The organism is Flavobacterium sp. HJ-32-4, assembly GCF_022532105.1.
GTDB lineage: Bacteria > Bacteroidota > Bacteroidia > Flavobacteriales > Flavobacteriaceae > Flavobacterium.
Genome location: NZ_CP092832.1, coordinates 2,070,426 through 2,095,578 on the forward strand (window position 1 = coordinate 2,070,426; position 25,153 = coordinate 2,095,578).

Sequence of the window (25,153 nt, forward strand, 5' to 3'; positions counted from 1 at the left end):
CAGATGTTAGCAGCAATACAGGAATAAATGGCGGCAATCACTGATCCTAAAGTACCGAAGATAGTATATTCGAGAACCTCCCGTAAGAGTATGGAGGGCGAAATTTTCATCCGGCAGCACGTGTTCGACTATATTATCTCGGGTACTTCAGAAGTGGTCTTCGAGGGGAAAAAATACGCTTTTGCAGCCGGCGAATTTCGCTTCGCAACTCGCAACCGTCTTAGTCGGTTCGTAAAGACTCCCCCGGAAGGCGGTGAGTACCGGTCTGTCTCAATTTGTATCGACCAAGACACTTTATGGGAGATAAAAAACCAGTTTCCTAAGCAGGGGCAAGGGGCAGGGGCGCGGATTCCAAATGTCTTCCGTCTTCGAAAAAATCAACATTTTAAAAACTATATCGACAGTTTAATTCCCTATCTGGAAGGAGGGACGGAACTCAGTCAAAACTTAATAAAGATAAAAATAAAGGAAGCCGTCTTGATTTTCATTGACGCAAACCCCGAACTCATAGACGTATTATTTGATTTCAGTGAACCGGGTAAGATCGATTTACAGGCCTACATGTTAGAGCATTTTGCCTGTAACGAAGAGTTGCAACATTTTGCCTATCTGACGGGAAGGAGTTTATCTACGTTCAAACGCGACTTCCAGGAGGTATTCAAAACCACACCCAACCGTTGGCTCATTGAACAACGGCTGAAACAAGCCTATCATCTCATAAAAGAGAGGGGAGTGAAGCCCACCGAGGCTGCTATGGATTCCGGTTTCAAAAATTATTCACATTTCTCGACCTCTTTTAAAAAGGCTTTCGGAAAAGCACCTGCCTTTGCGTAATCCCGAGGCGTCTAGGGTAGGAAAAGGAAACACCTGTTCGCAGAAGAGGGCTTTTTTATCGATCAAAAAACCTCGAAAAATCCGGCTTAAAATAATTCGGCCCTTTCATCACCTTGCCGTCTTCCCGATAGATCGGTTGCCCGTCTTCGCCCAGTTTACTCATATTACTGCGCTGTATTTCGTCAAAGACGTCTTCAATGAGGTGCTGTAACCCGTGTTCGATGATGGTGCCGCACAGAATATACATCATGTCGCCCAACGCATCCGCCACTTCCGTCAGGTCACCGTTGAGGGCCGCTTCCAGATACTCCTCATTCTCTTCCTTCATCAGGTTATAGCGAAGCATCGTTTTGCTTTCGCCAAGGTCGGCCGTCGGTTGCTCGGCATAGCCAAGACGAAACGCCGTGTGGAACTCTTTTACGCAGTCGATCTGTTTTTTCATGTCGGTGTTTTTTCGAATTTGAAAATACATAAAGTGCCCGCGCGGCTGCGTATCTTTGCGTAAAATTTTACCAACAATGTTTTCACAGGGACAATGGATTTTCGCCGGATGCTTCTTCATCGCATTCGTCATCGGAATGGTAATCGCCTACAGGAAAGACAAATCGCTACACCGGGTGTTCTACAAAGGCAACTACCAGGTGCTGTTGGCATTCCTGTTGTTTGTCGCCCTGCTCTTCGTCATCAAGATCGTGATGAAACGATAAACTCCGGCGGGTAGCCGGAGTTTAGGTTCTGTCGCAAGGTGCTAACTTTAACGCGTATCAACACTATACTTTGGTAATACTTCCAGAACCGTGTACGCTTGTATCTTCCTGTTCCGGATTCCCTTTATAGCGGATATCGCCCGATCCTTCTACATCGGCTTTGATCGAACCCGACGCATATACCGTAGCATCGCCCGAGCCCGTTACGGTCACCCGCACCGTTTTCGCACGCAGCGAACCGGCATCCAAATCGCCCGACCCATTGACCGACGCAGAAACCGCATCTGCAGTACCTGAGAGGATAAGGTCGCCCGAACCAATCAGCGTGACGTCTGCATCCGCTGCGGCTACCTTCAACTTAATATCGCCCGATCCGGTGAGTACAACCTTCAGGTTCTTGGTTTGTACCTCACTGTCGGCCGAGATGTCACCTGATCCGTTAAGTACTATTTCATTCAGTGTCGTATACGGTACCGTAATGTCGACGTCGCCTTTTACGGTTCCGTCCGCATAGATACGAAGCGTGCCGTTGGTGATCACGGTCTTGATACGGGGCAATGAAGCCGGCACGGCAGCCGATACGATGATCGCGTCACCTGTTTTGACCAGTTGCACGTCGAAGTGGCCGGTTACTTCCAATTTGGTAAAGGTACCCAAGGGACGTTTTTCCACTTGCTGGGCCGATAATGAAAAGGCCGCGAGCAGGAAAAGAAGAAGTGTTTTTTTCATGAGGAGGAGGATTAGAGGACGGTGATTATGGTTTCTTGTCTACTTTCAGGCTGCCATAGTTGAGGTCGACCGTCAACCGGTTGGCCCCCGCCGTTTTATAGGTACCCTGATAGGAAGTAGAACTGTGTGTTTCACGCCGCGATTTGTATTGCCAGCCACTCGGCGGACGGAAATCGACATAATTGAGTTTGATGTCAAAGTCAAACGCATAATTCGCGTCATGCCCAATTTCCACATTGGTGTAGTCACCACTGACCGTCACATTTCCGGCACCCGGCAGGATGTTTCCGATCTTGAACGAATCGTAGTTGCCACGGGCCGTCAGCGATTTCTCAAGCGTCCCCAGGTCCATCCCGAAATAGTTACCATTTACCACAACGGTGGCTGCCGATTTCACCTTCAGGCTGCCATAGTCCATCTTCACGCTGAGGTTGTCGACGTCGTCTACGCGCAGGTCGCTATAGTCACTGTTGGCCGTCATCGTCTTGGCCTTCGCCACCGTAAGGTCCGAATACTGTATGCTGACGGTGCCCGCCCGCAGCGACGTCACCTGCGATCCATCGCAATACTGCATATTGAGAACGGTGTCACCTTCCAGAGCCGCGGCCGTTAACCGTCCGTACTGGAGGTTGAGTCGGGCATCCCCGGCGATGCGGTCAAGCAAAACCGGCCCATACTGGTTGGTAATCTTGATATTGCCTTTTCGCGGAATGGAAATGGTATAATTGATCTCAATGCTCGTGCGGCCGCCGTTTCCACTGATTTTCGTACGGGCTGAAACCAACGAGCGGCTTCCTTCCATTTCGATGTCGATACCGTTGAGGCGTTTCTCCACCGCATCCGGATTTTTGCCCGATACTTTGACAACGGCCTTGATACTGATGACCGCGTCATCGGTTGTGGTCACATAGACGCTGCCGTACTGGTTCGTTACCTCGAGTGTCGCGTCCGGGTTGACCGAAAAGGTTTTGCTGATCGTTTTCTCCTTGCGGACGTCGTCGTCGTTGCCGGCGGCACGGGCCAACGGACTCACGGCGCATACCAGCAATAGCAGAAATTTAAAGGGTGTTTTCATCTTCGTGTGCTTCTGAATGTATTCGTTTGATCGTTTCAATTTGATGCGAGACGCGTTCGAGGAATTCAATCCGCGTCTTAAGGTTCGTAATCATGGCGAAAATCAGTTGTTCGTTTTCACCTTTCCGGGCCAATTCCGCTGCCAGGCGGTCGTAATCGGCCTCCATCTTCGCCATTTGCTTCACGGCATCGTCGACCATGCCCCGGGCAACCGGCGTATCTTCTTTCTGTATCGTAGCGAGCTCTTTCTTGATCACAGAAGCGAAGTAGGTCTGCGCCTCCCGGTTTTCGGGCGACATTTGGTAGGTCGGCACCGCCGGTTCGTTTTTCCAAAGGAAGACACCCAGTAGCAGCACCACGGATGCCGCGATCGACAACGCACCATACAGACGCCGGCGCCGGCGTCTCGGACGGTCGAGTTTTTGCAGGAACCGCAGTTCATGGCCTTCATTCGGTTCTTCCGTATCCCACTCAAAGGAGGCAAAAAGGTTTTTCAGTTCGTCTGTTTCGTTCTCTTTCATGATACCAGTTGCAATTTGACCCGCAGGCTGTCTTTCGCCCGGCTGATCAGTGTTCGACAATTTCCGGCGTTGATGTTCAGGATCTCCTGGATTTCTTCCTGGTCGTATCCTTCAATGAACAAAAGCGTCAGGACGGTGCGGTAGCTGTCTTTCAATTGTTGCAGCGCCTGGCGCACTTGCTGCATTTGCAGGTCACGGAAGGAAAATCCTTCGTCTCCGGTCGAGGCCTCGTCCTCGGTTTTATAGAGGATCGGTTCAAGGTCGGTTTCCTGCCGCTTATCAGCTTTCTTCAATTGATCGATGCTTTCATTCACCACGATGCGCTTCAGCCAGGCCCCGAAGGTCACCTCACCCCGAAAATGATCGAGTTTCGTGAAGGCTTTCAGGAAGGCTTCCTGCATCGCGTCCTCCGCCGCATGCTCGTCCCGGAGGATACGTAACGCCGTATTATACATCGCCTTACTGTATAACTTATAGAGTTGGAACTGCGCGCCGCGGTCCTGCTCCCTGCAAAGGGAGACCAATCGGTCGATATCGTGTTTGTGCTGTTCCAAAGTGCGTTACGTTGGGATAATGACCCGGGGAGGATCCGTATTGTTACAGTTCGCTTTATTTTTTTTTTCGGAATGTGGGAAATCGGGTAGGGAAGGACCCAAAAAAAGACGACCGCTTACGCCCGTCGCGCCAGCAAAACATACCCTAAACCGCCCGCTGCAAGGCTTGACAACAGGATGGCCAGTTTCGCGCCCATAATCGCTTCCGCATCATCGAAAGCCAGCAAGGTAATGAAAATCGACATCGTGAAACCGATACCGGCCAGCAGGCCCACACCGGCCATGTGACGCCAACCCGCGTTTTTGGGTAGTTTGCACACCCGCGTGCGCACCGCAGCAAATCCGGCCGCCAGCACGCCCAAAGGCTTTCCGATGACAAGTCCGGCAGCAATCCCCAAACTATACGGCGTCGTCAGTGTCGCCAATAACCCGCTTTCAATCGGAATCGCGGTGTTCGCCAAGGCAAAAAGAGGTAAGATAAAAAGGTTGACCGGGGCATGTAAGAAAGCCTCCAGCCATTTGGAAGGAGGCGTTTTCCCTTTTCGGCTTTCCATCGGAATGGTAAGGGCAACCAAAACGCCCGTAATCGTGGCATGCACGCCCGAATGGAGCATGAAATACCACATGATGGTGCCACCGATGAGATACGGCCACAACCGCCCTACCTGAAACAATTGCAAGAGCAGCAACAAGCCGAAGATGCCCAACGAAATGCCAAGATACAGCAGGGACACCGATTGGGTATAGAACAGCGCGATCACCAGGATGGCGCCCAAATCGTCAATAACGGCAAGGGCCGTGAGGAAAATGCGAAGTGAGGCAGGCGCTCGTCGTCCGCACAGCGAGAGAATACCCAGGGCAAACGCAATGTCGGTCGCCATGGGGATGCCGGCACCTGAGGCGTACGGCGTGCCCGACGCAGCGGCAAAATACAGACCGGCCGGTACGACCATGCCGCCAATGGCACACACTATCGGCAGCAAGGCTTTCTTACGCGAGGAAAGCTCGCCCGACTTAATTTCCTGCCGCAGTTCGAGTCCGACCAACAGGAAAAACACGGTCATTAGCCCATCGTTGACCCAATACTCCAACGGTTCGCCCGCTACCTTCGAGTGCCAGAAGTGCAGATACGTCGCACCCCAAAACGTCGCTGCGCCAATCGACAGCAGCGTGCACCCAATCAGCAGGAAGCCGGAGGTTTTTTCGTTGTGTAGTAAGGTGGACAGGATTCGGGACATATTGGGTACTCGGACAACGTGTCCGTCATCGTGATTTGGTAAGGAAACGCATGACCGTCGCGTTGAACAATTCCGGATTTTGCTGCGGTACGAAATGTGACGAATCAGGCAGGATGGCCAGTTCGGCATCCGGGATCGCCTGGTACATCTTCAGCGTGTGTTCAGGTTGTATCTCATCGTGGTCACCCGCCATGATCAGCGTTTTGGAGGTAATGGCACCTAATTGCTCAAACGTCAGTTGCGGATAGAGCATATCAAGTTTGAGCAGGTCGATGGCAAGATCGAGATGGTGGTCGGTATTTTCCTTTTCCCATATCGCCACCTGCTCTTTCATGAGATCGAGTCCGAAGACGCCTTCCGGGAAAATATTGGCACCCATCGCCACCAAACGGTCGACTTTTTCCGGATGCCGAAGCGCCATCACGATACCGATGATCCCGCCGTCGCTCCAGCCGAGTATATGCGCTTTCGGAACCTGTATCTTATCCATAAAGGCCGCGATGTCATCCGCCAGCAGGTCAAAATTGAGGGGTACGCCCGGCGGGTAAGACGAATTGCCCCGCGCCCGGCAATCGACCAGTATCACTTTAAACTTCTTGGCAAAAGGCTCAAGCTGGTTCACGAACGACGACATGGCCTGCCCGTTGCCGTGTAACATCAGTAGGGGTTCGCCTTCGCCGTATACTTCATAATACAGTTGGGCGCCATTGGCTTCTACAAATTTTCCATTGGCGCTGCCCAGCAGGGTATGGCTGTAGATATGCAGGCAACGCGAGCCCGCAAAAGGTTGGGTCGTACTGAAATCGTAGGCGAAATCCTGTACCGTAAACAGGGCCGTCGTGCCAATGCCGCTTTTCCAGCCGTCCGTTTCCGGATTGCCTTGTTCAAAACCCGCGTTTTGCAGGGGAACGGTTTTCCACTTCTCCTTGCCCTTCCGCACCTCCAACGTAAAGTTATCGTAGTAATAATCGGCGCCGTTCTGGCAATAGGCACCGACGTTCAGCAACGAAGCGGTGGCGTCGAGGGTGCCGGTAATTTCCTGCACCTTCCAGTCACCCGTAGCCCGTATCACATCGGCGGCATTCTTAAAAAAGCCATTTGTACCATCACTTTTGTCGACGCGCGCCCACAGTGACCCGACCGATCCTTTGCGTCCGTTTTCCATCCGGATCGCCGCCCGCATACGAAATTCATACCCCGCATACGGAGTCGCATCCAGCGTTTGGCACACCGACGCCCAGTCCTGCCGCTTCACCGCGGTTTGGGCCGTTCCCGACTGCCAGGCACCCAAAACCAGAAAGACGGAAAGCAGGTAGCGAAAACAGTCCATAAGGATAGGTGTTAGGTACGATTAAATAGCAGCAACGATCGCAGCGAAATCCGACGCTTTCAGTGCGGCACCGCCGATAAGTCCGCCGTCAACATCCGGTTTCGAGAAGATCTCACGGGCGTTGTCGGGCTTCACACTTCCGCCGTATAGGATGGATACGTCGGCCGCCACCTCATTTCCGTATTTCGAACGGATGGTCTCGCGGATGAATTCGTGCATCTCCTGTGCCTGCTCCGGACTCGCGGTTTCGCCGGTCCCGATGGCCCATACCGGCTCATAGGCCAGTACAATTTGGTTCCATTGGGCCGCATCTAGATGGAAAAGACCGTCTTTCAGTTGGTTTTCCACCACATTGAAATGCTGCCCCGATTGGCGTTCCTTAAGCTCCTCGCCAAAGCAAAAAATGACCGTCATGTCGTGCCGCAGCGCGGTGTTGACCTTATCCGCCAGTAAGGCATCGGTTTCGTGGAAGTAGGCCCGGCGCTCTGAATGGCCTAGGATCACCCATTCCACACCCACGCTCTTCAGCATATCCGCCGAAATCTCGCCGGTAAAGGCGCCGCTTTCGGCCTGGTGCAGGTTTTGGGCTGCAACGGCGATGTTGGTATTGTCCAGAAACCCGACCGCAGCCTGAAGGTTCACAAAAGTGGGGGCCACGATCACCTGCGCTTCTTTTCCATTCGGCAGGGCATCGACGAGATCCCCCAATAAAGCGGCGGTCTCCGCGGCGTTTTTATGCATTTTCCAGTTTCCGGCTACGATCTTTTTTCTCATGATTTAAGTGCGTTAAGAGTTGTATCCATGGCATCGAAGTCTTTTTCGATAGCCCGGTAGGTGATGATTTTTCCGTTTTTGTCAATGATGATATAGCGCGGAATCCAATCGAGGTCGATGGCAGTCCCGAATTTTCCTTTCATGCCATCCGGAGCCATGAAATGGGCGCCTTTCAGCTGGTGTTTTTCCACGCCTTCTTTCCATTTGTCGGTCGTTTTGTCCATTGAAATGAACACATAGTCCACCTCAGGATGCGCTGCCTGCAGCGACTTCAGTTGCGGCATTGCCTTTACGCAGTCGCCACACCACGATGCCCACACTTCAATGACAATCGTCTTGCCTTTGTGTTTGGCCAGGATGTCAGCCAGCGTCGTCGAACGGTCGTTAAGGGTAAAAAGCGGTTCTGTTAGGGCCTTGTCGGAAAATTTTTCCTGGGCGTTGGAGCAGGAGACCATCGCGAATACGGCGATGCAGCTCATAAATAGATGTTTCATGATACGTAGTGTAAAGAGTTAGGGCTTGGCCAGTTCCGCAAAGGGTTTGTGGATGAGTTTTTCATAGGCCGCGGCATTGAATTTGTTGCCTTCAATGCCGTAATAGTAAACATATTCATGGCCGTTCCAGAGGTATTTCACACCGGGCGTGTCTTTACCCTCGCCCAGCAACTTCCAAAACGGAATGATTTCGATGATTTTGTAGGGATAGGTCGCACCCGCATACTCGAAGAACTCCGGAATCTTCTCCGCTTCTTCATTCATAAACAGGATTTCGATCTTCGGCGCATTTTTATTCCGGCGCTTCATCTCCGTCAGTTCTTTGGCCGCGTCACGGCAGTGGTCACAACCCGGCACGAAGAAACACAGGGTCGTTTTTCCTTTGTCGACATCGGCAAAATACGCCGCATAACCCGAACGTTGGGAGGCAGGCGCATCTATTGTTTTGGGTTTTTCCACAGCGACCGTATCGGTTTTCGCGACCGTCACTTCAGGTGCCGCCGTGGTGTCGGCCACCGTCGGCTCTGGAAGGGTATCTTCCGCAATCGGAATGTTCGTTTCAAGCGGCTGGCTCACGGGTTGCATCGGCGCCAGCATAAACACCATCAGGATGAACGCCAGCAGCCCCGTACTCAACACCCAGGCATTGTGGCTCCGTTCTCCCGTTTTCGGTAACAAAGCATACAGCCAGCCCAACAGGCCCATAGCAACAATATTTTTGATAATGGCTTCCACCGGCGTCATCGGCAGCAATTCGCCGAAACAGCCACAGTTGCCGCCATTTCCGAAGACATAGGTTTGAATGGTAAGGTGCACGACAAAAACCAGCAGCAGCAGAAACGTTGCCGGCACCACCAGCGTCCGCAGGAAATGCCGTTGCAACAGCAATACCCCAAGGGCAAACTCGATCCCGATCAGCGTCCGCGAAAAATACCGCGCCACTTCCTCGGTGAAGCCCATCGGGTACAATTGCTTCACCTCGAACGTCGATATCGCAAAATAGGGCGAGGGGTAGAGCTTCGCCACCGCCGATACCAGAAACAGCAACGCGACTATGATCCGCAATACCCAGGCAATGTCCTGTTTTTTCATACTTTATTTCCTTTTAAGCCCACTCCTAACTCAACACTCAAAACGTCATCCTCAACCTTCAACTCTTAACTATCAACTCTGAACCATCAACTTTAGTCCGGAAGTCCGAAAGTCCGAAAGTCCGGAAGTCGGAAGGATCGGAAGATGTGATTATGTAACTTCTTTTTCCTCTCTCTCCTCTCTCCGCTTCCAACCATCAACCATCAACTATCAACTATCAACTATCAACTATCAACCATCAACCATCAACCATCAACTATCAACTCCTTCTCCCATCAAAATCAACGCAAACACCGCATAGTTGATCATATCCTGATAATTGGCATCAATACCTTCCGATACCAGTGTTTTGCCTTTGTTGTCTTCGATTTGCTTCACCCGCAGCAGTTTCTGCAGGATGAGGTCGGTGAGGGAACTGATCCGCATCTCGCGCCAGGCCTCGCCATAATCATGGTTTTTGGCCTCCATCAGCGTTTTGGTCACATGGATTTTCTCATCGTACAAAGCCGACGCCCGTTCCGTGTCGAGGTCCGGTTGGTCCACCACACCCAGTTCCAGTTGGATCAGCGCCATGACCGAATAGTTGATGATACCGATGAACTCGCTCGCCTCGCCTTCGTCGACTTTCCGGACCGCATTTTCCTGCAGGCTCCGGATGCGTTGCGCTTTGATGAAAATCTGGTCGGTCAGCGACGGCAACCGCAGGATACGCCAGGCGCTTCCATAGTCGGTCATCTTGTTCACGAACAGGCTGCGGCAGCGGGCGATTACCTTGTCATAGGCAACAGTGGTTGGAACCATTCTGTATCTTTGTGTTTTCGAATCCCAAAAATAGGGAAACGCGGAGGATTACGAAAACCTCCGTCAACCGTTAACAACTCGTTATGACGATCAACTGCCGCGGACGCCTCGTCGACCTCTCAACCCCCCAGGTTATGGGCATCCTCAACATCACCCCCGATTCGTTCTACGACGGCAGCCGCCACCAGTCGACGGATGCCATGCTGACACAGGCCGGGCGCATGCTCGAAGAAGGCGCGGATTTCCTCGATATCGGCGGCTACTCCACACGGCCGGGAGCAACCGACATTTCCGTGTCAGAAGAATGCGACCGCGTAGTGCCGGTCATCGAAGCCCTCACAGCCGCTTTCCCCGATGCCCTGTTGTCAATCGATACCTTTCGGGCCGAAGTAGCGCAGGCTGCCGTCGCCGCCGGAGCGACGATGGTCAATGACGTGTCGGCCGGGCAACTCGATCCTGATATGCTCAAAACCGTGGCCGGCCTGCGGGTTCCGTATGTGATGATGCACATGCGCGGCACACCCCAAACGATGGCCACGTTAACCGATTACGAGGATATTGTAGGCGATATACTGTATTATTTCTCCGAACGCATCGCCACCGCCCGCACCCTCGGTATCAGCGACCTCATACTCGACCCGGGCTTCGGATTCGCCAAGACCATCGCGCAGAATTTCGAGTTGCTGCGCCGCCTGGAGGAGTTTCAGGTGGCCGGGTTGCCGCTGCTCTGCGGACTCTCCCGTAAATCGACCATCTATAAAACATTGGGAGGTACAGCCGACCAAGCACTCAATGGCACCACCGTGCTCAATACCCTCGCGCTCCGAAACGGGGCCCAAATCCTGCGGGTACACGATGTCAAGGAAGCGGTGGAAGTGGTTCGGTTGGTGGACGCGACGCGCGCCGGTCAGGAGTGGTGATAGGGCTCGCCTTTCAGGATGGTAAAGGCGCGGTAAACCTGCTCAACGAAAAACAGGCGCACCATCTGGTGGGAAAACGTCATCGCTGACAACGACAGCATCCCGTTGGCCCGGCGGTAGACCGTGTCCGAAAAGCCGTAAGGTCCGCCGATGACGAAAACCAGTGTGCGCACACCGGCATTCATCCGCTTTTGCAATTCCTCCGAAAAACCCACGCTCGAGAACGACTTGCCGCGTTCATCGAGCAATATAAGATGGTCAGATGATTGGAGTTTCGCCAGTATGGCCTCGCCTTCCTTTTCCTTTTGCTGGGCCTCTGACAGGTTTTTGGCGTTCTTGATATCCGGAAGGATCTCGAGGTCGAAGCGTACATAAAAAGACAACCGTTTCACATACTCGTCAATCAGGGCGAGCAGGTGCTTGTCGTCGGTCTTGCCAATGGCGATAAGGCGGATGTTCATGATTTTCTCGTCGGCGTGCCCGGCAAATGTCCGCAAAAATCATGAACTTGCGGCGAATTTTCATCCAATGCCGCGCTATACCGACATGCTGGGCCGTGACCTGTACCTCGACGCAACTCCGCGCCGCATTGTGTCGCTGGTACCCTCGCAAACCGAACTCCTTTATGAACTCGGACTCGAAGACCGCATCGTCGGCATCACCAGGTTCTGTGTACACCCGTTTCACTTCAAATCGGTGAAGAAGGTGGTGGGCGGTACCAAAAACGTCCGGATTGAAAAAGTAGCCGCCCTGTCACCCGACCTCATTGTCTGCAACAAAGAAGAGAATACCGAAGAGATGGTCAAAGCGCTCTCAGCCATTGCCCCCGTGTGGGTGTCCGACGTGGCCTCGCTCGACGATAACTACCGCCTCATACAGGCCTTTGGCGAACTGTTCAACTGCCGGGTAGAGGCGCGTAAATGGGAAGACAAGATCCGGTTTGCTGCCACCGACTTCGAACGGTTCATGGCGGAGGTGCCCGAACGTAAAGCGGCCTATTTTATCTGGAAGGAACCCTGGATGGCAGCCGGGGGCGGGACCTTTATCCACAACATGATGACGCTGAACCGCTTCAGGAATATCTACGGCGAACGCGAACGCTACCCCGAAGTCATCGTACCCCGCATCCGGCTCGAAGGCGACCCCGAACTGGTGCTGCTGTCGTCGGAACCGTATCCGTTCAAAGACGAAGATGCCTTTGAGATCGGACGGCGCACCCACCATGCCAAAACCATTTTCGTCGACGGGGAAATGTTCTCCTGGTACGGCTCGCGGCCACTGCGGGCGTTTGCGTACTTCCGGCAATTACAGGAGCGGTTGGGGTAAAAAACAGGGGACGGTCAAGGTAGAGGCGGCTATTGTAATAACAGCGTAGTCGGCCCTTTAGACGTCGAGTAGAAATGTCTCGGGGTCAAAAAAGACGTTACAAGGGCTGCCTAAGTGTAATTCCTCGCTCATTCAGTGTTTGGCGTGTAATCTCACCCCGCAAGTAAGCACGTAAAAGCGCTTTATCGGCCAGGTACTTTTCGGCAGCGCTTTTTGCAGGGATATTTTTTTTGGCTTTCAAAATCGGAATATATATCGCAAACGTAAACAATTCCTTCAATAGTTTTGTTAGTGGAATATTTTTTTGTGACAACCTACACAAGGCACAAAATAAAAGGCCGGAACCCACGTCCCGGCCTTTCAAACTCTAACTAACCAAACCAAATATTGTAAAATAATTTACCTTTCAAATATCGTAAATTTTTCATTGCCAGTCTGTTAACGGAACGTTATTTTTATGTAAGTACGACCGTCACGCCGAAGCGGTTTCCCTACTTAGGATCCTGCATCGCAAACACTTTTTTCAGCAGGGGAGAGGTACGCGCGTCGAGTCGTTGCCGGATGTTCAGCTCTTCCAACGCAATCATTACAAACACACCGTCCAGCGCTTTGTTCGTGACATAGTCGGTGATATCCGGATTTACTTTCGTTACCAGCGGAATCGTATTATACTTCGAAATGAGGGTCGCCCAGATTTGGTCGGCTCCGACTTTACCGAGGGAGGCCTGAACGATCGGACTGAACTTCGCGTACAGCGCGGCGCGGGTGCTGGTACGGAGGTACTGCGTCGCGGCGTCGTTCTTTCCCATCAGGATGTTCTTCGCATCGGTGATGGTCATCTTCCGGATGGCATCCACAAAAATCGGCGTTGCTTCCTTCACCGCATCTTCCGCCGCACGGTTCAGCGCCTTCACCCCATCGTCGGCCAGTTTGCCTAACCCCGCCTTGCGAAGGGTGGTTTCCACTTTTTTGAGTTCATCTGGAAAGAGGATCTTCACCTTGTCGTTTTTCAGGAAGCCGTCCACCGCCGTGAGTTTCGTCACCTGGGTGTTCACGCCTTTTTGCAGCGCTTCCCGCAATCCGCCTGCGATATCCACCCCGCCGGTGCCTGTCGCCGTTTTTACTTTGTCTTTCGCCTGGTTGAGGATACCTTTGAGTTGCGCCTGTGATACCATCGGCACCAACACAAGCAGATACAGTAGTTTTTTCATATCTCGATGTTTGGGCGAAAGTTCGGTAAAGTCGACGATTGGATGTGGTAACGACATGTTAAAAAGTGGCGTGTCAGGGTAACGACTTAATTTCCTACTTTTATACGGCGGCGGATTGCCTCCCATTACTTCCACGCTTATGCCAACCACGTTACTTGAAAAAGACCTGGAGGCCTCGATTGGCCTGCAGAAATATTATGTTTCCGTCGCCTGGCGGAACGGCACGCTCGTCATGGACGAACCCGAGAAGATCGGCGGACGTGACCTTGGGCCCGATCCGTATACGACCTTACTCGCCTCGCTGGCGGGTTGTACGCTGTCGACGCTTCGGATGTATGTCGACCGCAAACAGTGGGACATACCCGAAATGCGGGTGACGTTGAATATGTACCACGACACCGATACGCATACCGTCATCACAAGACAGCTCGCATTCCCGGGCGTGTCAGATCCCGCCACCCTCGAGCGCCTGATCGTCATCGCGAAAAAGTGCCCGGTCTCGAAAATCCTGGAAAACCAGATCACCATTCAAACTACTACCTAAAAATATGGACATACAACACGAAGACAATGGCACCAAAGGCCGCTTTTTTGTCGCCGAAAACGGCAAGACCCTGGCCGAAATGACCTACACCTGGGCCGGCACCGACCGGATCATCATCGACCACACCGAAGTCAGCGATGTGCTGCGCGGTAAGAACGTCGGGAAACAACTCGTAATGGGCGCCGTGAATATGGCCCGCGATAAGAAAATCTCCATCATCCCGCTGTGCCCGTTCGCTAATAGTGTATTCAAAAAGACGCCCGACATACAAGACGTCCTCTAAAACCCTTTGCCATGGATAAGAACAACATCAGGAAAGAATACAGCAACGGCGATATCACCATCGTGTGGCAGGCCGGCCTTTGCATCCATTCCGGCAACTGCGTCCGGAACAGCCCGAACGTCTTCCAGCCCAAAACCCAACCCTGGATCAAACCCGAAGCCGATTCGTCCGAACACATCATGCAGACCATCGACAAATGCCCGTCAGGTGCCTTGTCCTACATCCGCAAAGCCCCCGAGAACTACAGCAACCTCGTCGAAGCCCTCGACGCACTGCGCGCACAGGGTTATACCGAAGACTTCAACCTCAAACAAAATTGCCTCGAATGCCGCAACGGTGAGTACAAGATTTTCCACGATGAATTCCACATCGACAAATCCTTCCGCTTCGATGCCAACACCGACCCCGACGACGAAAGCATCCTCTACGCCATTTCGTCAGAGAAATACCAACTAAAAGGCGTATTGGTCAATGGCTACGGCAACAGTTCGGAACCGCTGACGGATGAGATGTTGGATAAGTTGCGGTAGGTTGATAGCCAAAAGACGGAGGAGTTTTTCACCGGATTGAATCGTTGATTATAATAGTATTCTTTAATCATACGACAAATTCGAATCGTTGCGCCGTCACCGTTCCTTCCAAACCCGTCTCCCCTTAGACCCCCGCCAAAACTCGAATAACTCTTTGTCTGGATCCACCACAAAAAGAAGATGGGGAACATACGCTGATAATTTGTTCAATTGAACAGCCATCTGACGGTCCGGGACGGCTACGCAAATCAGCTCCCAGGTAAGCATATGCCCCATCTCCTTTGAGGACAATTTTATACCCAGCGCCCTCAGAAGCAAACGGATCTTTTGGTCGTTCAACGCCCTGATTTGGGCGTCCAACACGTTTAATTCGTCCAAAAACGTATCTGCAATAATAACTTTCGACATGTTCGATCGTAATAGTGAATCGTGACTAAAACGGTAAAATCATGATTGTGGTGTGCCTGTATCGTTTGTCTCGCCTTGTGCACACGCCGCTATGTCTTGTCCTGAAATAACTATACACAAATTTTCAGTGTATGGAACAAGAAGGAAAATTGGCTAATTGCCAGCACGAGGGAAAACAAAGTCATTTTGATCCTCGATTAATTGCAAAGATTGTAAGTGAGGTTGAGGCGGGTTTGCCTCGCAAGGAGGCCAACCGGATTTATGGCCTTGGAAAAAGTACTTTGTGCATTTGGATGCGCAAATATGGTTCGAGTCACTATCACGAGAAGATAAAGCGCCGGAGCTATACAAAATTGCAAAAGCGCACCATTGTCAGCGCTGTAGAACAGGGTAGAATGAGTATCAGTGAAGCGTGTAGCGCTTATGGTATAAAAGACGCGAAGTTGATTCGTGCCTGGCTTTTGAAATACAGGGAAGAAAAAGTGGATATTTGTACTGTAATCCCATCGGTCATGTCCAAGAAGCCCGCCCTGAAGGATGCTGCAGAAGTCGAATCGCTCCGCAAGGCGCTGCAGGAAGCTGAGATGAAGATCAAGGCATTGAACACCCTTATCGATGTTGCCGAAGAACAGCTTAAAATTGATATCAGAAAAAAGCCTGGTGCCAGGCAGTCCTCAAAATGAAACAAGACTATCCGCGTTGCGGAATAGGAATGTTATGTGGGCTGTTTGGCAAAACCCGACACGCGTATTATGATACGCTCTGGCGCAGGGAAACGGGGCTTATAGAGGAAGATATCATCCTTCAGGAAGTGCAGAGGCTTCGCAAGTCATTGCCTCGTGTGGGCACCCGAAAACTCCTTCATCTGTTAGGTCCGGTGTTGGTATCACACCAAATTCGCATTGGCCGCGATGCCCTTTTCGATCTCTTACAGCGACATCGTTTATTGGTGCGCCAACGCAGGCGAAAAGCCATCACCACCGATTCACGCCACTGGATGCGTAAATATGGCAACCTGATAAAAGATATAGTGATAAACAGGCCCGAGCAGGTTTGGGTAAGCGATATTACTTACATCCGTATGTCTAACCAGTGGGGCTACCTGAGTCTGATTACCGATGCTTATTCAAGAAAAATCATGGGATACAGTTTTCGTAGTGACCTGCAGGCTGAAGGTTGTGTTCAAGCGCTGCAAATGGCACTGGACAATCGTGCCTACAACGCTACCATCACGCATCACTCTGACAGGGGATCTCAATATTGCTCAGCTCTATACGTCAGCCTACTACAACAAAACAACATCAGGATCAGTATGACAGAAAATGGCGACCCTTACGAGAATGCAATTGCAGAAAGGGTAAACGGCATCATCAAAACAGAGTTCAATCTGCACACCAGCTCTTTAGGTTTTGAACAAACCGGGAATCAAATAGCGAAAAGTATCAAGGCCTACAATGAACTACGTCCCCATGCGAGCTGTAACTACTTAACCCCGGAAGAGGCTCACCTTAATTTAAAACCGCTCACAAAGCGATGGAAAAACTATCACACACAAAACAAGAGTAAATCTCAATGTATAGCTGACCTAGGATTATGAATTACATTTGTATAACTAAAACAGGATTTATTTACCAATCTGTATAGCTATTTTAGGACGCGACACTATACAGGGATACTGCATGGATACTGCATAGATAAAGCATAGATAAAGCATGGATAATGCATGTGAATGTGACAGATTGGCTTCAGCGGAGCAGTACGTTTCGTACAATCAACCGGTCTTACCAACGATGCCGTACCGAGAGTTCAGGGTTGATAGTTCACAGTCGAAAGTTGACAGTTTACGGTTGACAGTTTACAGTCCACAGAGTTTTTTCTCACGTGAACCGATCCAACTCAAAACTCAACACTCAAAACTCGACTCCCTGGTTGTTTTTTCTCGCGTGAACCCCTTCCAACCCAAAACCCAACACCTCACGAAAACACCACCGTTCTATTGTCATACACAATCGTCCGCCGCTCCGCATGCAGTTTGACGGCACGGGCCAACACAATTCGTTCGAGGTCGCGTCCTTTTGAGATGAAATCCTCGATGGAATGGCTGTGCGTCACGCGGGTAATGTCCTGTTCGATGATCGGGCCCTCGTCGAGTTCCGCCGTCACGTAGTGGCTGGTCGCCCCGATGATTTTCACCCCACGACGAAAGGCCGAGTGATACGGTTTCGCCCCCGGAAACGCCGGCAGGAACGAATGGTGGATGTTGATGATGCGGTTACGGAAACGCGCGATCAACCCCGGCGTGATGATCTGCATATACCGCGCCAGGACGATGAAGTCGATACCGAAGGCCTCCATCAGTGCGAAATGCGCCACTTCGCCCTCCTCACGGATGTCTTTCGTAAACGGCACATGCCGAAACGGAATCCCGAAGCGCACCGCCACCGGTTGCAGGGCGGTGTGGTTGCTCACGATCAGCGCGAGGTCGGCAGGCAATTCCCCCGAACTGTGGCGCCCCAACAAATCGTAGAGGCAATGGTCGTATTTCGACACAAACAGCGCCATCCGCGGCCGTTCACCCGCATCATACCATTCCCACGACATCCCGAAACGCTCCGCTACCGCCGTCCGGAACGCCTCCCGCGAAAGCCTCGCATCGGCCGACTCGAATTCGAGCCGCATAAAGAACACATCCGCCGGCGCATCGACGTGTTGGTCGAGATACACAATGTTGCCGTTGTGTCCGGCTACAAACGCGGTAACCGCGGCAATGATGCCCTGTTGGTCGCGGCAATGGATGAGGAGGGTCGTTTTTTGCATGGGAATCAGGCGTATACGTGGGTGCTTTCCTCCCAAATCTATCGTTTTTACGCCAAAACCCACAGTGGGTTCGGTATTTTTACATAATGTGCCGAAAGAGGGGAGATTTTTTGAAAAATCTGTAAATTGCGCATGCGAAAAATGCGCCCTCTAAAATGGAACAAGCCCAGCCCTATACTCCCGTACACAAAGTCCGTATCGTAACCGCCGCGTCGCTATTCGACGGACACGACGCTGCAATCAACATCATGCGCCGGATTATCCAGTCAACCGGAGTGGAAGTCATCCACCTCGGGCATGACCGCAGCGTGGAAGAAGTGGTCAACACCGCCATCCAGGAAGATGCCAACGCAATCGCGATGACGTCGTACCAGGGCGGACACAACGAGTACTTCAAATACATGTACGACCTCCTCAAAGAAAAAGGGGCTGGGCATATCAAGATATTCGGCGGAGGCGGAGGCGTCATCCTTCCCTCTGAAATCGCCGAGCTGCACGAATACGGCATCGAACGCATCTATTCCCCCGACGACGGACGCGCCATGGGCCTCCAGGGTATGATCAACGACCTCGTCAAACGGGCCGATTTTGCCGTCGGTGACAAACTGAACGGAGAAGTCGACCACCTGCAGGAGAAAAACCCAACGGCCATCGCACGGCTCATTTCCTCAGCCGAGAATTTCCCCGAGGTGGCCAAACCCGCCATGGACGCCATCCACGAGAGGAACAAAGGCGTTTCGACACCGGTGCTGGGTATTACCGGAACGGGTGGGGCAGGTAAGTCGTCATTGGTAGACGAACTCGTACGCCGCTTCCTGATTGATTTCCCTGAGAAGACGATCGGACTCGTCTCAGTCGATCCGTCCAAACGGAAAACCGGCGGCGCGCTCTTGGGCGACCGCATCCGGATGAACGCCATCAACAACCCGCGCGTCTTCATGCGTTCCCTCGCCACCCGCCAATCGAACCTGGCCCTGTCGAAATATGTGGCCGAAGCGATTGAAGTACTCAAAGCCGCCCAATACGACCTGATCATCCTCGAAACCTCCGGAATTGGGCAGTCCGATACTGAAATACTCGACCATTCCGATGTGTCACTTTATGTGATGACACCCGAATTCGGGGCCGCCACCCAACTCGAGAAGATCGACATGCTCGACTTCGCCGACCTGGTAGCCATCAACAAATTCGACAAACGCGGGGCCCTCGACGCCATCCGCGACGTCAAGAAGCAATACCAGCGCAACCACAACCTGTGGGACGCCAATCCCGATACCATGCCGGTCTTCGGTACGATCGCCTCCCAATTCAACGATCCGGGCATGAACAGCCTGTATAAGGCCATTATGGACAAGATCGTCGAGAAGACCTCCGCCGACCTGAAATCGACGTTTGAGATTACCCGCGAAATGAGTGAGAAGATCTATGTCATCCCACCCAACCGCACCCGCTACCTGTCGGAGATTGCCGAGAACAACCGCAAATACGACCGCGTGGCGCGCACCCAACAGGAAGTCGCGCAAAAACTATACGGCATCTACAAAACACTCGAAACCGTTTCCGGCGTCAAACCGATGTTGACGAAAGCAGGCATTGACGAAAGTTCGCTTTCTACAACGGCCTCGCTGTCGGCCCAAAGGGAAGACACCAATTTCGATGAAAACCGCATCTTCCTCAACCTGTTGCTGAACCAGTTCGACAAAGTCAAAATGGATCTCGATCCATATAACTGGGACGTGATACTGGGCTGGGAAACCAAGGTCAACCGCTACAAAGACCCCGTCTATTCCTTCAAGGTCCGCAACAAAGAAATCCGCATCGCCACCCACACCGAGTCGCTGTCGCACTCCCAGATCCCGAAAGTGGCGCTTCCGAAATACGAAGCATGGGGTGAGATCCTGCGCTGGGTGTTACAGGAAAACGTGCCGGGCGAGTTTCCGTTCACGTCCGGACTCTACCCGTTCAAGCGGGAAGGCGAAGATCCGTCGCGGATGTTTGCCGGTGAAGGCGGACCCGAACGCACCAACAAGCGCTTCCATTACGTGAGCATGGGCATGCCGGCCAAGCGCCTTTCCACAGCTTTTGATTCGGTGACGCTTTACGGAAACGATCCTGACCTGCGTCCCGATATCTACGGAAAGATCGGAAATGCCGGCGTATCGATCTGTTGTCTCGATGATGCGAAGAAACTCTATTCCGGTTTCAACCTCGCCGATCCGATGACCTCCGTGTCGATGACCATTAATGGTCCGGCCCCGATGTTGCTCGGCTTCTTCATGAACGCCGCCATCGACCAGCAGTGTGAGATATACATCAAGGAAAACCAACTGGAAGACGTCGTAAATGCCAAAATAGACGAAATCTACAAGCAAAAAGGCACCAAACGTCCGTCTTACCAGGGCAAACTCCCCGAAGGAAATGACGGTCTCGGCCTGATGCTGCTCGGTGTAACCGGTGACCAGGTGCTGCCGGCCGACATCTATGCCGACATCAAGACCCGTACGCTGCAACAGGTGCGCGGTACCGTCCAGGCGGATATCCTCAAGGAAGACCAGGCGCAGAACACCTGTATCTTCTCTACCGAATTCGCCCTCCGTTTGATGGGCGATGTACAGTCGTATTTTATTGAAAAGAGCATCCGGAACTTCTATTCCGTATCCATATCCGGTTACCATATCGCCGAAGCCGGTGCCAACCCGATTACGCAGTTGGCGTTTACGCTGGCCAACGGTTTCACCTATGTCGAATACTACCTGAGCCGCGGCATGGACATCAACGATTTCGGTCCGAACCTGTCGTTCTTCTTCTCGAACGGCATCGATCCGGAATACGCCGTTATCGGTCGTGTAGCCCGTCGTATTTGGGCGAAGGCACTCCGCGACAAATACGCCGCCAACGAACGCGCCCAGATGTTGAAATACCACATCCAGACGTCCGGTCGTTCGCTGCACGCACAGGAGATCGATTTCAACGACATCCGTACCACCCTGCAGGCGTTGTATGCCATTTACGACAACTGTAACTCGCTGCATACCAATGCCTATGACGAGGCCATCACGACCCCTACCGAGGAGTCTGTCCGCCGCGCCATGGCCATCCAGCTCATCATCAACAAAGAGCTAGGACTGGCGAAGAACGAGAACCCGATCCAGGGCTCCTTTATCATCGAAGAACTCACCGACCTGGTAGAGGAAGCCGTATTGGCCGAATTCGACCGCATCACTGAAAGAGGCGGCGTCTTGGGTGCGATGGAAACCATGTACCAGCGTTCGAAGATACAGGAAGAGAGTCTGTATTACGAAACCCTCAAGCATACCGGTGAGTTCCCGATCATCGGCGTCAACACCTTCCTGAGTTCAAAAGGCTCGCCTACGGTCATTCCGGCCGAGGTCATCCGCGCCACCGAAGAAGAGAAACGTTACCAGATCGACATGCTGGCCGAACTGCGCAAAGGCAACGCAGGCCGTGAGGAAGAAATGCTCCGCCGCGTGCAGGATGCCGCCATCAACAACCGCAATATCTTTGCCGAACTGATGGAGGCCACGAAAATCTGCTCGCTGGGACAGATCACATCCGCGTTGTTTGAAGTAGGAGGGCAGTATAGAAGGAATATGTAACTACGGCTTAGCTGTCGGTTCGATGGCAGGCTCCCGTTTCTTCGCAATACGGTTCAACCGGATCATTAAGACGATCGTCAGTAGGGAAACGCCGCTTACTACATACCCCAGGGTAGGGTAGTGCTCCAGCGGTTTTCCTTCCGCCGGCTGATAGACGATAAATCCCGCCACGACGGCGGCAAAACCACCCGCCACCTGCTGCATTGACGAGGTAATTGCCATATACGCCCCGCGGTCGGCCTGATCCGGAATGGCCGTGTTGATGGCCTGCGAAGGCACAATCCGGCTCATGATACCCATGAACATAACGACATTGACGGTGATCACCAGCCAAAGCGGCGTCACGGACAGATGGGTGTAAATGAGGCACATCACGATGGTAATCGCCGTCCCTCCGATAAAAATCTTGATTTTATCGAAGCGGTCGCTGAGCTTTCCGATCACGGGCATGATGACCAGTACCGAAATACCGGCAGCCAGAAATACCAGGGGAAGGTCCTCGCGCGCAATCCCCACATTATTCACCATAAAGGCGCTGCCGAAGGGTTGCAGCATGAAACCGCCGACCGATAATAACGCCACCGTGCTAAACCCGATGCGATAGTCCCGTTTCTGGACGGTGTGCCACAAATGCGCCAGGGCATTCCGTTCCGACTGCAGTTTCAAATGCGCGTCAACAGGCTTCAGGCGCACGAGCAACACAATCCCCAGCACAATCCCCAGCGCCACGACCATCAGGAAGGCCGAATGCCAGCCCCAGTGGTTCGCGAGGTAAATTCCCATCGGCACACCCAATATCTGGCTACTGCCGAACGCCATGGTGATGAAACCCATGACCCGACCACGTTGGTTGGGCAGGAACAGGTCGGTGACGATGGCGAGGGTGATCGAACCGATGACACCGCCAAAGCAACCCGTGACAATCCGTGCGATAAGCAGCATCCAGTAATCGGTCGCCAGCGCGCAACAAAGGGTGCCTATCAAAAACCCGGTGTAAAAAAATAGCAGCAGTTTCTTCCGATCGAATTTATCGGCAAAACCCGCTGCCAATATGCCCGACGCACCGGCGCTGAAGGCATAGGCCGACACCACCGTGCCGAATTGGGCCGTCTTCATGTTGAGTTCACTCATTAGGATGTCGCCCAACGGCGAAATGATCATGAAATCGAGAATCACCGTGAATTGCAGCAGGGCCACAAGGGCAATGACGAGTTTTTGGTATCCGGTAAAGGCCGGAATCTCCGTTTTTACAGTCATGGATATTAGTGAATTTGTGGATTTTTGGCGCGTAGCAATAAGACGGCGGCCCACAGTTGCACCAGGCATTGTAAAAGATTGACCACACCCAGTATCGGGTCGGCGGAAAGGTTCTTTACAATCACCGGAGTGCCGATGATGCCGAGCGCTGCAACCGCGATATACACATACTTCACCCACACAATCCCCTTACGGATTCCGATTGCACAGGCAGCAATGAGGGATAGCATGATGAGTCCGGTGATGACAAACCCCGTGCGTGTCATGCCATGGCTCGGTATCCCAAAGAAAAGGTTATAGACGCCAAATAGCAGGGTAAGGAAAATGAGACGGGAGGCTTTCGCAAAGTTGGGGTGTAAAGGCGTCGCCATGTCGCAAAACTCGATTTTTTCCAAATGTACGCATTTCCTATATTTGACCCATGCATCAACCGATGCCTTGTTGCCATTTTTAGAGCGCTGATAGACAGCCATCTGTTTTCCACCTAATACCGAATGAAATGAAAAATACAATACGATTGTTTCTTTTGTTGGCTTTCGCTTCCGTTAAGGCGCAGGTTACCTATCCGTCAACCGATTTTGCAAGTGTAGGGGATACGTTTCTCGTGTCGCATGCTACCAACGGACTGGCATTATACGACTTCACGCTGACGGGAGCCAACTATAGTTGGGACTTCTCATCCCTCCAGGCCACCACGCAGGAAACCATTTCCTATGTCGATCCGGCCACGACGGGCTTCAAAACGACCTGGTGCTTCCTGAACGGGTACTTTTTTAACTGCAACAGCCAGTTTTCCAACGCGTTTAATCTGGCCTCACCGGTTTCGGACGGACTCGAACTGCAGGGTTACGGACTCACCGACCTCACCGCCCATTATAAAGTGACAAGTTCGTCGCTCCAGGCCAAAATGCTGGGCGCCAACATTACCGTAAACGACCTGACCGTGCCGCTGACCGTCGATTATTCCGACGCGGATGAGATTTACGACTTCCCTATTACCTACAACACCACCTTTACACACACCGCTGCATTTACGCTCGACTTGAACAGTTTTGGTGTGCCATTGCAATATGCATCCGCCTCCACCCGCACCAATGTGGTAGAAGGATGGGGCAGCCTGGTGACGCCCTATGCCACGTTTACGAACGTGCTGAAGATGAAGACGACACTCGTAACCGATTACACCATCACCACTACACAGGGTGTCACGCCGGTGTCGCGCACGACCGTGACCTACAAATGGTTTGACCCGAGCAAAGGCATCCCCGTGCTGGAAGTCACGGGCGATCTGGTAAACGACGTCTGGATTCCGACCGACATCACCTACATCGACAATCCGCAGTGCCTCGACCCCGTGGCCTTGTTCGGTTATTTCCCGATCACGCCTACGATTGACGCGACCACGCAGTCGGCCGTCGTGTCGTTCATCAACGCCTCCGTCAACTACGACCAATACAGTTGGCAGTTCCCCGACGGCACCACGAGTGCAGCCCAAACACCGGAATTCACCTTCGATTGTCCGGGCACGTATGATGTCACGCTTACCATTACCAACACGTTTTGCGATCCTGACCTGACGGATACGCTGACCCTGCCGGTCGTGGTTACCGATCCCGAAAACGTCTACACGAATGAAGTTTTGGTGGAAGGAAACGTCCTTACCGCCGTGCGTTCCATTCCCGGCACGACCTACCAATGGTTCATCTGCGACGGAGAGATGATTCCGGATGCGAATTCGAATACCCTGACCGTTCCCGGAAGTGGCAGCTATTCCGTCCAACTCACGACAAATGGCTGTGTCAGCATGTCGGATTGCTACACCCCACAATTAGGTGTGGATGAGGTAAACGGGTCAAAGTGGACGCTGAGTCCGAATCCGGCCACTTACCAATTTACCGTAACCGGTGCACCTGACGATCTCAAGATTGCAATCTACGATGTGGCGGGTAAAAAGGTGGCATCCGGCACGGATGTATCGCGTTTGGCACCCGGACTCTACCTCGTCGTACTGCGCTCAGCAGCCGGAAGCGAGGTGGTGAAACTGGTGAAGCAGTAACCGCTGCAAACCTTCCGATACGGCTTTCGGCGCACG

27 protein-coding genes are annotated in these 25,153 nt (G+C 52.5%); 11 read left to right on the plus strand and 16 right to left on the minus strand.

The features are described 5' to 3' along the window. Positions 1-27 precede the first annotated feature (27 nt). Positions 28-834, plus strand: coding sequence for an AraC family transcriptional regulator (locus MKO97_RS08590; RefSeq protein ID WP_241102803.1), 807 nt, complete (start codon positions 28-30; stop codon positions 832-834). A gap of 55 nt (positions 835-889) precedes the next feature. On the opposite strand, the gene MKO97_RS08595 is transcribed toward MKO97_RS08590, so the two are convergent. Continuing rightward, positions 890-1,276 (minus strand): nucleoside triphosphate pyrophosphohydrolase family protein, encoded by a 387-nt coding sequence (locus tag MKO97_RS08595; protein ID WP_241102804.1) that lies wholly within the window; start codon positions 1,274-1,276, stop codon positions 890-892. A 76-nt stretch (positions 1,277-1,352) separates the two neighbouring features. On the opposite strand from MKO97_RS08595, the gene MKO97_RS08600 reads away from it, so the two are divergent. Then, positions 1,353-1,541, plus strand: a complete 189-nt coding sequence (locus MKO97_RS08600) for a hypothetical protein (protein WP_241102805.1) — start codon at positions 1,353-1,355, stop codon at positions 1,539-1,541. Positions 1,542-1,604: 63 nt separating this feature from the next. Here MKO97_RS08600 and MKO97_RS08605 read toward each other — a convergent pair whose 3' ends face one another. The 10 genes from MKO97_RS08605 to MKO97_RS08650 all read right to left on the minus strand — a co-directional run bounded on the left by MKO97_RS08605 (position 1,605) and on the right by MKO97_RS08650 (position 10,148). Further along, complete coding sequence (locus tag MKO97_RS08605) at positions 1,605-2,270, minus strand: head GIN domain-containing protein (RefSeq protein ID WP_241102806.1); 666 nt, start codon at positions 2,268-2,270, stop codon at positions 1,605-1,607. A 25-nt stretch (positions 2,271-2,295) separates the two neighbouring features. After that, the gene (locus MKO97_RS08610) at positions 2,296-3,345 is read right to left on the minus strand and encodes a hypothetical protein (RefSeq protein ID WP_241102807.1); all 1,050 of its coding nucleotides are present in this window, start codon (positions 3,343-3,345) and stop codon (positions 2,296-2,298) included. Then, a complete protein-coding gene (locus MKO97_RS08615; protein ID WP_241102808.1) occupies positions 3,329-3,865 on the minus strand; it encodes a hypothetical protein in 537 nt (178 codons plus the stop codon). Before MKO97_RS08615 ends, MKO97_RS08610 begins: the two co-directional genes overlap by 17 nt. Next, positions 3,862-4,419 (minus strand): RNA polymerase sigma factor, encoded by a 558-nt coding sequence (locus MKO97_RS08620; RefSeq protein ID WP_241102809.1) that lies wholly within the window; start codon positions 4,417-4,419, stop codon positions 3,862-3,864. Before MKO97_RS08620 ends, MKO97_RS08615 begins: the two co-directional genes overlap by 4 nt. A 116-nt stretch (positions 4,420-4,535) precedes the next feature. Next, a complete protein-coding gene (gene nhaA / locus MKO97_RS08625) occupies positions 4,536-5,657 on the minus strand; it encodes a Na+/H+ antiporter NhaA (RefSeq protein WP_241102810.1) in 1,122 nt (373 codons plus the stop codon). 25 nt (positions 5,658-5,682) lie between these two features. Continuing rightward, a complete protein-coding gene (locus MKO97_RS08630) occupies positions 5,683-6,987 on the minus strand; it encodes an alpha/beta fold hydrolase (RefSeq protein ID WP_241102811.1) in 1,305 nt (434 codons plus the stop codon). Positions 6,988-7,008: 21 nt separating this feature from the next. After that, positions 7,009-7,761 carry a triose-phosphate isomerase gene (gene tpiA, locus MKO97_RS08635; RefSeq protein ID WP_241102812.1) on the minus strand — a complete coding sequence of 251 codons (753 nt, stop codon included), beginning with the start codon at positions 7,759-7,761 and terminating at the stop codon, positions 7,009-7,011. Next, complete coding sequence (locus MKO97_RS08640) at positions 7,758-8,255, minus strand: TlpA disulfide reductase family protein (RefSeq protein ID WP_241102813.1); 498 nt, start codon at positions 8,253-8,255, stop codon at positions 7,758-7,760. Before MKO97_RS08640 ends, tpiA begins: the two co-directional genes overlap by 4 nt. 18 nt (positions 8,256-8,273) lie before the next feature. Continuing rightward, on the minus strand, positions 8,274-9,347 hold the full coding sequence (locus tag MKO97_RS08645) for a MauE/DoxX family redox-associated membrane protein (protein WP_241102814.1): 1,074 nt from the start codon (positions 9,345-9,347) through the stop codon (positions 8,274-8,276). A gap of 252 nt (positions 9,348-9,599) precedes the next feature. Continuing rightward, entirely contained in the window at positions 9,600-10,148 is a 549-nt protein-coding gene (locus MKO97_RS08650; RefSeq protein WP_241102815.1) for a DUF1599 domain-containing protein, read from the minus strand. A gap of 83 nt (positions 10,149-10,231) precedes the next feature. On the opposite strand from MKO97_RS08650, the gene folP reads away from it, so the two are divergent. After that, complete coding sequence (gene folP / locus MKO97_RS08655; protein WP_241102816.1) at positions 10,232-11,068, plus strand: dihydropteroate synthase; 837 nt, start codon at positions 10,232-10,234, stop codon at positions 11,066-11,068. Here folP and rlmH read toward each other — a convergent pair. Beyond that, entirely contained in the window at positions 11,056-11,529 is a 474-nt protein-coding gene (gene rlmH, locus MKO97_RS08660; protein ID WP_241102817.1) for a 23S rRNA (pseudouridine(1915)-N(3))-methyltransferase RlmH, read from the minus strand. The two genes, folP and rlmH, sit on opposite strands and share 13 nt — an antisense overlap. Positions 11,530-11,596: 67 nt before the next feature. Between rlmH and MKO97_RS08665 the strand changes: the two genes are divergently transcribed. Then, the gene (locus MKO97_RS08665) at positions 11,597-12,394 is read left to right on the plus strand and encodes a helical backbone metal receptor (protein WP_241102818.1); all 798 of its coding nucleotides are present in this window, start codon (positions 11,597-11,599) and stop codon (positions 12,392-12,394) included. A 491-nt stretch (positions 12,395-12,885) separates the two neighbouring features. Here the strand turns inward: MKO97_RS08665 and MKO97_RS08670 are convergent, their stop codons facing one another. Then, a complete protein-coding gene (locus MKO97_RS08670; RefSeq protein ID WP_241102819.1) occupies positions 12,886-13,605 on the minus strand; it encodes a DUF4197 domain-containing protein in 720 nt (239 codons plus the stop codon). A 139-nt stretch (positions 13,606-13,744) separates the two neighbouring features. On the opposite strand from MKO97_RS08670, the gene MKO97_RS08675 reads away from it, so the two are divergent. From MKO97_RS08675 to MKO97_RS08695, 5 genes are all read left to right on the plus strand, one after another. Continuing rightward, positions 13,745-14,149 (plus strand): OsmC family protein, encoded by a 405-nt coding sequence (locus tag MKO97_RS08675; RefSeq protein ID WP_241102820.1) that lies wholly within the window; start codon positions 13,745-13,747, stop codon positions 14,147-14,149. 4 nt (positions 14,150-14,153) lie between these two features. Further along, positions 14,154-14,432: a GNAT family N-acetyltransferase gene (locus MKO97_RS08680; protein ID WP_241102821.1), complete on the plus strand. Its 279-nt coding sequence runs from the start codon at positions 14,154-14,156 to the stop codon at positions 14,430-14,432. 11 nt (positions 14,433-14,443) lie between these two features. Further along, a complete protein-coding gene (locus MKO97_RS08685; protein ID WP_241102822.1) occupies positions 14,444-14,962 on the plus strand; it encodes a (4Fe-4S)-binding protein in 519 nt (172 codons plus the stop codon). Positions 14,963-15,501: 539 nt separating this feature from the next. Beyond that, complete coding sequence (locus MKO97_RS08690; protein ID WP_241102823.1) at positions 15,502-16,053, plus strand: transposase; 552 nt, start codon at positions 15,502-15,504, stop codon at positions 16,051-16,053. Then, positions 16,050-16,967, plus strand: coding sequence for an IS3 family transposase (locus MKO97_RS08695; protein ID WP_241102824.1), 918 nt, complete (start codon positions 16,050-16,052; stop codon positions 16,965-16,967). Before MKO97_RS08690 ends, MKO97_RS08695 begins: the two co-directional genes overlap by 4 nt. Positions 16,968-17,344: 377 nt before the next feature. Here the strand turns inward: MKO97_RS08695 and purU are convergent, their stop codons facing one another. Continuing rightward, positions 17,345-18,187, minus strand: a complete 843-nt coding sequence (purU, locus tag MKO97_RS08700) for a formyltetrahydrofolate deformylase (RefSeq protein ID WP_241102825.1) — start codon at positions 18,185-18,187, stop codon at positions 17,345-17,347. Positions 18,188-18,342: 155 nt separating this feature from the next. On the opposite strand from purU, the gene MKO97_RS08705 reads away from it, so the two are divergent. Then, the gene (locus MKO97_RS08705; RefSeq protein ID WP_241102826.1) at positions 18,343-21,804 is read left to right on the plus strand and encodes a methylmalonyl-CoA mutase family protein; all 3,462 of its coding nucleotides are present in this window, start codon (positions 18,343-18,345) and stop codon (positions 21,802-21,804) included. On the opposite strand, the gene MKO97_RS08710 is transcribed toward MKO97_RS08705, so the two are convergent. Then, positions 21,805-23,061 carry an MFS transporter gene (locus MKO97_RS08710; protein ID WP_241102827.1) on the minus strand — a complete coding sequence of 419 codons (1,257 nt, stop codon included), beginning with the start codon at positions 23,059-23,061 and terminating at the stop codon, positions 21,805-21,807. A gap of 5 nt (positions 23,062-23,066) precedes the next feature. Next, entirely contained in the window at positions 23,067-23,534 is a 468-nt protein-coding gene (locus tag MKO97_RS08715; RefSeq protein WP_241102828.1) for a DUF2417 domain-containing protein, read from the minus strand. A gap of 26 nt (positions 23,535-23,560) precedes the next feature. Here MKO97_RS08715 and MKO97_RS08720 point away from each other — a divergent pair, with 26 nt between their 5' ends. Beyond that, positions 23,561-25,117: a PKD domain-containing protein gene (locus tag MKO97_RS08720; RefSeq protein WP_241102829.1), complete on the plus strand. Its 1,557-nt coding sequence runs from the start codon at positions 23,561-23,563 to the stop codon at positions 25,115-25,117. Positions 25,118-25,153: the final 36 nt, after the last annotated feature.